Annotated in this window: 9 protein-coding genes; 7 read left to right on the top strand and 2 right to left on the bottom strand. The window is 60.6% G+C overall.

The window, feature by feature from the left end:
* The first annotated feature begins 42 nt into the window (after nucleotides 1-42).
* Entirely contained in the window at nucleotides 43-963 is a 921-nt protein-coding gene (locus tag ACT17R_RS17530) for a HEPN domain-containing protein (protein ID WP_444809993.1), read from the top strand.
* 224 nt (nucleotides 964-1,187) lie between these two features.
* Complete coding sequence (locus tag ACT17R_RS17525) at nucleotides 1,188-1,394, top strand: hypothetical protein (protein ID WP_082819971.1); 207 nt, start codon at nucleotides 1,188-1,190, stop codon at nucleotides 1,392-1,394.
* On the opposite strand, the gene ACT17R_RS17520 is transcribed toward ACT17R_RS17525, so the two are convergent.
* Complete coding sequence (locus ACT17R_RS17520) at nucleotides 1,391-1,606, bottom strand: conjugal transfer protein TraD (protein WP_444809992.1); 216 nt, start codon at nucleotides 1,604-1,606, stop codon at nucleotides 1,391-1,393. The two genes, ACT17R_RS17525 and ACT17R_RS17520, sit on opposite strands and share 4 nt — an antisense overlap.
* Before the next feature lie 16 nt (nucleotides 1,607-1,622).
* Nucleotides 1,623-1,946 carry a conjugal transfer protein TraD gene (locus ACT17R_RS17515; RefSeq protein WP_444809991.1) on the bottom strand — a complete coding sequence of 108 codons (324 nt, stop codon included), beginning with the start codon at nucleotides 1,944-1,946 and terminating at the stop codon, nucleotides 1,623-1,625.
* Between the two features lie 171 nt (nucleotides 1,947-2,117).
* Here ACT17R_RS17515 and traA point away from each other — a divergent pair, with 171 nt between their 5' ends.
* The 5 genes from traA to ACT17R_RS17490 all read left to right on the top strand — a co-directional run bounded on the left by traA (nucleotide 2,118) and on the right by ACT17R_RS17490 (nucleotide 9,957).
* Nucleotides 2,118-5,105 carry a Ti-type conjugative transfer relaxase TraA gene (gene traA, locus ACT17R_RS17510; RefSeq protein WP_444809990.1) on the top strand — a complete coding sequence of 996 codons (2,988 nt, stop codon included), beginning with the start codon at nucleotides 2,118-2,120 and terminating at the stop codon, nucleotides 5,103-5,105.
* A gap of 9 nt (nucleotides 5,106-5,114) precedes the next feature.
* Nucleotides 5,115-5,573: a hypothetical protein gene (locus ACT17R_RS17505; RefSeq protein WP_186401987.1), complete on the top strand. Its 459-nt coding sequence runs from the start codon at nucleotides 5,115-5,117 to the stop codon at nucleotides 5,571-5,573.
* Nucleotides 5,574-5,918: 345 nt separating this feature from the next.
* A complete protein-coding gene (locus tag ACT17R_RS17500) occupies nucleotides 5,919-7,223 on the top strand; it encodes an SIR2 family protein (RefSeq protein ID WP_444809989.1) in 1,305 nt (434 codons plus the stop codon).
* The gene (locus ACT17R_RS17495) at nucleotides 7,213-9,252 is read left to right on the top strand and encodes an ATP-binding protein (RefSeq protein ID WP_444809988.1); all 2,040 of its coding nucleotides are present in this window, start codon (nucleotides 7,213-7,215) and stop codon (nucleotides 9,250-9,252) included. The genes ACT17R_RS17500 and ACT17R_RS17495 overlap by 11 nt, the downstream gene beginning before the upstream one ends.
* Nucleotides 9,253-9,324: 72 nt before the next feature.
* A complete protein-coding gene (locus tag ACT17R_RS17490; protein WP_444809987.1) occupies nucleotides 9,325-9,957 on the top strand; it encodes a hypothetical protein in 633 nt (210 codons plus the stop codon).
* Nucleotides 9,958-10,084 lie beyond the last annotated feature (127 nt).

Here is a 10,084-nt window from a genome sequence, read left to right as displayed (position 1 = left end):
CGCTTGCCATCCGGCCCGCGCGATTACAGGGTGATAATCATCATGCGTACCGACCTTGATCATCTTCCGGCCGCCAAACAGCGCGAACTCGAGCGCGTGAAGGCGATCATCTTCGAGGAATTTGCCGACAGCATCGCGCTCGCGACGATGAGCTGGAAGAAGAAGGGCCGCATCGACAAGATCATCCTCTACGGCAGCTATGCGCGCGGCGGCTGGGTCGATGAGCCGCACACCGCCAAGGGCTATCGCTCGGACTTCGACCTGCTCATCATCGTCAGCGACAAGCGGCTCACCGACAAGGTCGATGTCTGGTCGAAGCTCGACGACCGGTTCGCCCGTGAGCTTCTGATCGACCAGACCCTCAAAACGCCAGTGAACTTCATCGTCCACACTCTGCAGGAGGTGAACGACGGGCTCGCGCACGGGCGGTATTTCTTCATGGACGTCGCGCGCGACGGGATCGCGCTCTACGAGAGCGACGACAAGCCGCTCCACACGCCAAAGCCCAAGACGCCGCAGCAGGCGCTGGCGATGGCGCAGGAGTATTTTGACGAGTGGTTTCCAGCAGCGATGCGGCGCCAAGATTTTGTGAATTTCGGTTTCGAAAGGGGCCATCTGAAAGAGACCGCGTTCGAGCTGCATCAGACAGCGGAAACTCTATACCACTGCGTCCTTCTGGTCTGCACTTTCTACTCCCCCCACGTTCACAACCTCGGGTTCCTGCGCACCCAGGCCGAGCGCATCGACATGCGTCTCGTCGATGCCTGGCCGCGCGAGTTGAAGGCCGATCGCTCGCGCTTCGAGAAGCTCAAGGAAGCCTATGTAAAGGCGCGCTACTCGAAGCACTATAAAATCACCGAGGAAGAACTGCGCTGGCTCGGCGAACGCGTCGAAGAATTGGGCCGCGCGGTTCATGCTGTTTGTTCAGAGCGCATCGCGCTGCTGGAGGCGCAAGCGAAGTAATCGCGCCGCCTGCCCGAAAGACTGTCCGATAAGCGCGCCGAGCTACACCGAGAAGCGCCGCGAACTGGCGAAGCGGTTTGGGCTCGGCGCCAAGGGTCGTGGCGGCGGCCGAAAGTCTGCGACCCGCAGCCGCGCCAAGGCAAAATAGCGGGCGGCAACAGCAATCTGGATCCTGTTCCGCTTATGGCTGGATAGGATCGACTTGCCGCCGCTACCGGCGCGGCATGGGTATTACCGCAACGATCATGAACACGGCCACCGGCCAGCCAATCCAGAAGATGAGCTTCGGGCGAATGCCGAAACCCTGGGCGAGCTTCAACCTCGAGAGCGGTGAGTTGGTCACCGCGGAACGCATCGATGTCGGCAAACCGGCGCCTGGCAAATTTGCCGCACCCATCTATGTCTGGGTGACGGTGAAGCCGCGCGGCTAGGCCTCGATCGGGGCAGCGTCGAATGCGCGGCGGCCCCGCCGTCGCCAAAGCGTCAGCTGCCTCTCGCGCGCTTCGCTTCGCAGCGTCGCCGCGGCTTCGACAAGCAAGCCCAGAATGACCGCACGATCGTCGCCGGTCAGTTCGACGAGATCAGCCTTGGCGATAAGGCCGCCCAGCTCGATCAGCTGGCGCGTGCGCTCGCGCCGTTTCACCTGCCACGCCCGCGTGTCATGCCGCGCTCGTTTCGCCTGAACGCGATTGCGCGCCTGCCTCGCTCGCCGATGCGCCGCCCGCGTTGCTGCGAGTGCTCTTGCGAGCGTGGGCGCCGTCCCCGCGAAAGAAGGCCGCGCCGCTTTTGCGCCACGCCTCCTTCATGCTGACGTCGGCGCCGACTGCATCGAGGAGCGCGCCGGCTAGCTGCTCGATCGATAGCGCATCGGCACCAGTGGCGATCACCAGCTCGCCGAGCTGGCCTTGCTTCTTGGTCTTGAGCGCCTTCGCCTTGTCGGTGAGCGCCTGGAGCTCTGCATCATAATCACGGGGTTTACGCATCGTCTGTCCTTCCATTTGAGAGGGCGGACGAACCAGCTATGCCGAGTCTCAAGGCCCGGCAAGGCGCTGAAATATATTGCGACTTTGTGATCCCGAGCGCGATCAAATCGGGCAAGGGCGCGCTTATACGTCGTGCCGACGTGCTTGTTTTGCTGTAAATGGTATGCCGCTATGGCGCTCTACCATTTCTCGGCAAAAGTCATTTCCCGCGCTGCCGGCAGCAGCGCGGTCGCGGCAGCGGCCTATCGTTCGGCCGATCGCCTGCACGATGAGCGCCTCGGCCGTGCCCATGACTTCTCGAACAAGGCGGGCGTCGTCCACAGCGAAGTGATGCTTCCCGAAGGCGCGACCGAGGAATGGCTCGACCGTGAAAAGCTCTGGAACGGCGTCGAGGCGGCGGAGGTGCGCAAAGATGCCCAGCTCGCACGCGAAATCGAGTTCGCCATCCCGCGCGAGATGACAGAGCAGCAGGGGATCGCGCTTGCCCGCGACTTCGTGGCGCGCGAGTTCGTTGAGCGCGGCATGGTTGCGGATATCAATGTTCATTGGGATATCGGCGCCGACGGCCTCGCGAATCCGCATGCCCACGTCATGCTGACGATGCGCGAGATTCGCATCGGCGAGGATGGCAGCCCCGAGTTCGGCGCGAAGGTGCGCGACTGGAACCGTACGGAGCTTCTGACCCATTGGCGCGAAGCCTGGGGTGACCATGTCAACGAACGGCTTGCTTCGCTCGACATCGATGCACGCGTCGATCATCGCACGCTGGAAGCGCAAGGGATCGACCTTGAGCCGCAGCACAAGATCGGCGCCGCGGCATCGCGCATGGCGGGGCAGGGGCTTGAAGCCGACAGGCTCGCCGAGCATGTCGAAATCGCCCGTTCCAACGGCGAGAAGATTCTCGCGAACCCAGGCATTGCGCTCGACGCCATCACGCACCGCCAGGCGACGTTCACGAACCGTAACCTCGCGATGTTCGTACACCGGCACAGCGACGGCAAAGAACAGTTCGATGCGGTGATGGCGGCGGTGAAAGCATCGCCCGAGCTGGTTGCGCTTGGCAAGGACGGGCGCGGCGAAGACCGGTTCACGTCCAAATCAATGATCGAGACCGAGCAGCGCCTCGAGCGCGCAACCGCCACGCTCGACGGGCGGCGTAATCATGCCGTTGCCGAGCGTCATCGCGAACTCGCCTTGTCGCGCGCGTCGAAGCGCGGTCTCGATCTCTCCGCCGAACAGCGCGGCGCGCTCGAACATGTCACATCGGCACGCGGCGTCAGCAACGTCATCGGCTATGCCGGAACGGGCAAGAGTGCGATGCTCGGTGTCGCTCGCGAGGCCTGGGAAGCGGCGGGCTATCAGGTGCAAGGCGCCGCGCTGTCAGGCATCGCGGCAGAAGGTCTTGAACATGGCTCGGGCATCGCATCGCGCACGCTCGCCAGCCTCGAACATCAGTGGGCTAATGATCGCGAGCGGCTGACCGACAAACATATCCTCGTGATCGACGAAGCCGGCATGGTGGGCACGCGGCAGCTCGAGCGCGTCGTGACAGATGCCGAAAGGCACGGCGCGAAAGTCGTGCTGGTCGGTGATCCCGAGCAGCTGCAGGCGATCGAAGCAGGTGCAGCGTTCCGCGCCGCGGCTGAGCGGCATGGCGCCGTCGAGATCATGGACATCCGCCGGCAGCAGGAGGAATGGCAGCGCGATGCGACCCGCGGGCTTGCCACCGGGCGGACCGGCGAGGCGATCGCGCGATATGCCGAGGCAGGCTTTGTGCACGTCGCCGACACGCGCGAGGGCGCGCGGGCAGAGTTGGTCGATGCGTGGGATCGGGATCGTCAGGCCTATCCCGATGCGAGCCGGATCATCCTCACCCACACCAATGACGAGGTTCGTGAGCTCAACGAGGCGGTGCGCGAGCGGCTGAAAGCGGGCGGGGCGCTGGGCAATGAGGTTGCGCTCGCTGTCGAGCGTGGCGAGCGAAGCTTCGCGGCAGGCGATCGCATCATGTTCCTCAAGAATGAGCGCGACCTTGGCGTCAAGAACGGGTCTCTCGGTAGCGTCGATAACGTTGGCCCTGCGCGTATGGCGGTTACGCTCGACGACGGGCGACGCGTCGCGTTCGACCACAAGGACTATGCCCATGTCGATCATGGCTATGCGGCGACGATCCATAAGGCGCAGGGCATGACGGTCGATCGGGTGCAGCTACTGGCAACCCCCGGCATGGACCGGCATAGTGCCTATGTCGCGATGTCGCGGCATCGCGACAGCGTCGACGTGCATTATGGCAAGGATGACTTTGCCAGTCAGGCAAAGCTTGTGCGCACGCTCGGCCGCGAGCGCGGCAAGGATATGGCGAGCGATTACGGGGCGCAGGAAGGGCGCAATGCATCAGCCGAGCCGAAGCGCGGTATGTTCGACGGGCTCAAGCTGACCGTCTCACGCGAACCGTTGGAAAAGCCGGTGCCCGCGATCAAGCGGGCGGTCGAACTCGCGGACGTTGGCGTGAACGCACGCGCACTTGATCGCGCGCCCGCGCGTGCCGAACTCGACAAGGCGATCGAGCGCTTTGCGCGGGTGACGAAAGAGATCGTCGATGTCCGGCGCGTCGGCGGGAAGGAACTGCCGCACGAGCTCGATGCCTATAGGAAGGCCCGGCAGGCGCTCGATGCGCTGCGGCCCGGTGGCGCGAGCGATCTGCGCGAGGCGTTCGGGAAAAGCTACAAACTTACCAGCGAGGCAGCCGCAGGACGGACCACCGGCGCAATCGCGGCGATGGACAGCGCGGTCGCCGCGCGCGCCGCCGAACGTGCGGCGCAACGGGCATCCGCCGACCGCGCCGCCCGTGAGCAGGTGCGGCAGGCTGCTGCGGCCAAGCGGCTTGCCGCCGAGGTCGAGAAGCGCGCCGAGCTATTTGTCGCCGCGTGGAAAAAGGAAAGCGCGCAGGCGCGCAAGGCACCGACCTATGCCGCACGCGATGCGGCGCGCGCCAATCTCAACGACATGGCGAAGAGCCTGCACCGCGACCCGCAGCTCGAATCGCTGCTCCAAAACCGCCGCGCTGACCTCGGCCTGAAATCCTCTGCGACAGGATCGCTGTCTCACGATCTCCAGCAATATCTCGGGCGTGGACGCAGTATGGGCATATCGATGTAGCGTGCGTGCATGACCGACGAACCCGCCCAAACTCCGCACGCCGCCGATGCCGCTAATGCCTTCGAGGAGCTACGCCGCGAAATCTCCATGCAGCGATCCTCGATCGAAGGCCTTACCGCCGCCAAGGACAAGCTCCCCAATTACGCGCCGACGCTCCGCGACATCGACTCTCGTCTTGGCCAGATGGAAAAGCTCATTGAAAGCATCAACGAGAAGCCGGCAATGCAGCTCACACCGCAAACGATCACCGTGGAAATCCACGAAGCTCTCATGCGCTACCGAGCCGATGACGCCAAATCGATCGGCGAGGCCCGCGACACCATGGCGCGCGCACTTGGCCGCGTCGAAGGCATGATCAAACAGCGCCGCTCGACCGACGAGCAGAATTGGTGGGTCACCTGGGCGGCGACCGGCGGCTTTCTGTCGGGATTATTCCTGGCGCTGATCGGCGTTGTAGTGTTGGATTGACCTGACGGTCTCGACAGCTTTGCGCCTCATGGCGGTCGTTCCGGCTGTAATCGCCCCACGCCCGAAAGCGGCCATCCGCTTGGTGAGCGGACAGCGACAGCTTCTCGCCTCAATGCGGCCTTTCGTCACATCCCGACATCAGCCATTCTTTTGTGACAAACCACTTTTCACGGAGTGTTGGCGACGATGCTCTAGCCGTGTCCTTCTCCTGATGTTGAGGCGGCTCGGAATTCCGGCTTGATCACATCAATTGCTGCGCGGGTAGAACCCCTCTGCTATCAACCGAGGCGTGAACAGGCTGAAGTCACTTGCTTTACCCTGGAAATAACGCACGCGGGGGATGCAATGGCTGGCGATCAGGATTTCGAACCTTTTTCTTTCTGGAAGGGAGCTCAAGACGTTCTGAAAAACAAAGACGGTTCCACCTTGGAGGCGTCCGAAGCGATCGAGGCCGTCCGAACACAGTTCGGCGACGCGCTCAACGCCCGGAATCTCTCGTTCCTGTTCGGCTCCGGCTGCTCATCTTTTCGGAAAGACGGTACCGAAGTCGGCATACCGACCATGGGACCAATGGCCAAGATGTTCCTCGACCAGATAGGTGAGAATGACGAGGCACCCCACATTTCCGCCTCCGAGCGAGAAACGCTCAAACAGTGGCTTGGACTGGAGGTCGGGTCTCCGAAATTTGCCAACAACCTCGAACGGCTGATGGAGGCGCTGTACGGAGCACGGTTCGTGTACGACGGAACGGAGGAGGAAGGCCCCAAGAATGTCGCCGCCGTCGTTGATCGAGTGATCGGCAAAGTCACCAAGCACGTATTGGATTGTTGTACCAAGGGAGCCTTTGCCGACGGCGACGAGACCGTGCTGTCGCTGTACCAGTCATTCTATCAGAAGCTCCAGTTTCGGGACCGTTCGCTGCCGCGGCCGTGGGTCTTCACCACCAACTATGACCTGTTCAACGAGCGTGCGATGGACCGGCGCGGTATACCTTATTGCAACGGGTTCTCCGGCGTTGTCGAGCGGCGGTTCAATCCAGCGATGTTTCGCTATTCGCTGGCCGAACAGCTCGACATAAGCAGCCAGAAATGGTCGGCCGTCGACAGCTTTGTCTATCTCTGCAAGCTGCACGGATCTGTAAACTGGATCGAGGACGGCGAAACGCTTTTCCCGGTGCGCGAGCTTGCGGAAGTTCCGTCATCTCCTGAGGGCAGAGTGCTCATCTATCCTACACCAGCGAAGCAAAGCGCCAGCTTCGTCAGCCCTTATGCCGACCTGTTCCGGGAGTTTCAGACGCGCGTCGTTCAAGATCAGAGCGTGCTCGTCACTGTAGGCTACAGCTTTGGCGACCAGCACATTAACAACATCATCTTCCAGGCGCTGACTATCCCCAACTTTCGCCTGATCATTTTCGCTGCCGAGGATGCCGATGGCGTAATCGGGCAGCTACGCAAACTCGGCGATCCCCGCATTTGGCATATCGGCAGCGACAGCATGTTTTCGATGCGGTCGGCGCATTATTTTGATGCATTCGTCGAGCGGTTCATGCCCGAACTGCCGGGCACGCGCATCGAGGCCGCCGTCGAGAAGGTGCTTCACAATCTTATCGCGAAGAAGGCCGCGGGCGGAGTTGACGGCGATGGCAACTGACGATGCGCGCCGGGCAATCGGTAAAGTCATATCGGTTGCAGCCGACAGGTTTGTCGTCGAGCTTCATCGTGGAAGCGACAATTTCACTGTCGTCGGTTTCGACGACATTCACTATGTCGCGGCGCTTGGGTCATTTGTGGTCATCCCGAGCCAGACCGAATATGTTGTCGCCGAGGTCATTGGGTTGTGGGAAAAGGATCCTACCAGCGGTCGTATTGGCGGGGATGGTTCCACTACGCTCGACAAAGCCGGATCGTCCAAATTTCTCGAGCTAGTCCCCGTCGGAATGCTGCCGCTCGCGCACGACGGGGGTTTCCGATTCGGCGTCTCGACGTTTCCATCACTTTACGCCGACGCGCTTTACGTGCTGGACGCCGAACTTGATCGCATTTTTGAGGTCGCGGACTGGCAGGAACCTGTTCCTCCCGACGGAGATGGCACGGTAACGCGCTTCAAAGCGCTTTCGATCGGCACGTCGGTCGTCTTCAAGGGTTACGACGTCAAAGCAAAGGTCGATGAATTCTTCGGCGGTCATCTTGCCGTGCTCGGGAATACAGGGAGCGGCAAGTCTTGCACCGTGGCCAGCATTCTTCAGTCGTTGTTCGAGAAGCGAGATGAAATGGCCGCGCGGGGAGCGACCTTCCTCCTGCTCGACGTGAATGGCGAGTATAGGGTTGCTTTTGCCAAGCTGCCCCAGCCCATCAAGCGCGTTTATCTTGCGTTGCGGGCGGATCACAATGCGGTTCCGCCTGCGCCGCTCGATCTGAACGAGCGCCCGTCCGCGTTCCGTTTGCCGCACTGGTTCATGTCGGTGGAGGAATGGGAGCTTTTGCTTCGCGCCAGCGAGCGCACCCAGCAACCCGTACTTCGGACGGCTTTGGGCCTGACAAGCCTGTTCGCCGATGTAACGCCGCAGACCGAAAGCTTGCGCCGGCACATCCTGGCGATGTGTCTCAAGGAGGTCTTTGGCGGCGTAAGCGGTGATTCTCCTGTCTCCAAAGCACATCGCATGATCGCACTCCTTGACCGGTTCGGGGACCAGGAGCTCAACAAAGCTCTACTTACCAAACACGGTTTCAGCCTTGTGTACGGTAATTTCCAAGGTGGTAACGGCACGGCGGCCTTCCTCGATGATCTGAAGACTTTCATTCAGGAGGACGCAACGATCACCGCTTACGGCGGCAAGCCATTCGAGTTTGCCACGCTCGAGGAGTGCTTTGAGATCGCACTCCTTTATGAGGAGGCGCACGGCAACAAACAGATCCGTGACTATTGTTCGCAGATGCTCACTCGCTTCAAGTGGATTCGGGATCGCGAAGAGTTTGCCTTTCTCCGGGTTCCTACCAGCAATCTGCGCGCCGAGGAGCAGTCCACCGCTCTTTTCGTCGAGCATTTGCTTGGTTTGGAACGGCAGGAAAACAAGCTTCACAAACGTGCTCAAATTATTGTTCTCGATATGAACGAGGCAGGCGATGAGGTTGTGGAGGTTGTTTCTGCCGTTATTACGCGATTACTGTTCGATCGTTTACGACGGGCGGACCCGCGCAATCGGCTGCCAATCCACCTCGTCTTAGAAGAAGCGCACCGATACGTAGCCGAACGTCCTTCGCATCATGCCATCGATGCCAGCCGCATCTTCGAGCGAGTTGCGAAAGAGGGGCGCAAATATGGCGTTTTTCTTATGGTTGCCTCGCAGCGTCCGAGCGAACTTTCCAAGACAGTGCTATCGCAATGTTCAAACTTCGTCGTTCACCGCATTCAGAACCCTGACGACTTGGCGCATATTCGGCAGATGACGCCATTTATTTCCGACAGCGTGATGAAGCGCCTTCCTTCGCTACCTAAGCAGCACGCTCTAATCTTCGGCAATGCAGTCAATCTTCCGACGACATTCAAAGTCCGTGAGGTCTCGCCACGCCCGAAAAGTGACGACGCTCAAATCCGAGAGCTGTGGTTCAGGGCCGCGGGTGAACCGATCGAGCTTTTGGTGCCGCCCGAGCCACTAGCGCTGGGCGAGCCTAGCGAGTGATCGGCCTTGTCGATTGAGTTTTAAGGAATGTGAGCCGCAGCATCTCGTGGAACTCGCTGAAATGGAGAGATTGTGAGCCTTGATCTCAAGCGCGGGCAATTCGCGCGTACACTGAACACCCCCGAGGCGCAGCGGCTTGCCGACCTGACTGGATTACGCCGCGATCTTCGGCTGGTCCAGGAGTCGTGCTTCATCATCGAAAACCGAAAGGGATCGCCAAGCGCCGCGCATATTCGCCGTGCCTGTTTTGACAGCGCGGTTATGCGTTATCGGCGATGTTTCAACGGCGGCATTCGCGATCTTTTCCCGAAGGAGCTTCTGTCGAAGCTGACATCTAACCAGAAAGCTCTACATGACCGAATTCTAGAGTTAGCCAATCGAAGTATCGCCCATTGCGTGGACGGTTCCGAGGACAATATCCCCTATTTCGTATACGACAAAAGCGTCGAGCCCGCCCGTATATCTGTCCACGTCTACACGCGCACCACGTCCCATCACAACAAGATCAAAATCCAGAAATTCGCCGCTTTGGCGGGTAAGCTCGAGAAGCTTCTCGCGGAGGAGGGTGTTCGCGTTTCAAAGAAAGTCTTGAAGGCGATCCAAAAAATGCCTGGCGAGGAGGCCGCCGCACTTCCGGTGGTGCAGCCGATGATCACGGATGACGGCGAAGAGCTAAAGCCAAAGTATCGGGCCAAGAGCAGCTAACGCCGAACGTCGACAAAATCGCCTATGCCGGTCGCAGCCGGGAACTCTAATGACGTGCTCCCCTGAAATGTGACCGATTTTGAGTAGAGTCCGGCGCGAAGGAGTCGGACGTAATGAAGCGAAGCAG

It is taken from the genome of Sphingopyxis sp. Q841, from assembly GCF_052384365.1.
Classification (GTDB): Bacteria; Pseudomonadota; Alphaproteobacteria; order Sphingomonadales; family Sphingomonadaceae; genus Sphingopyxis; species Sphingopyxis terrae_A.
The sequence above is the reverse complement of the archived record's forward strand: the minus strand, read 5'-3'. Positions and strand labels throughout refer to the sequence as shown.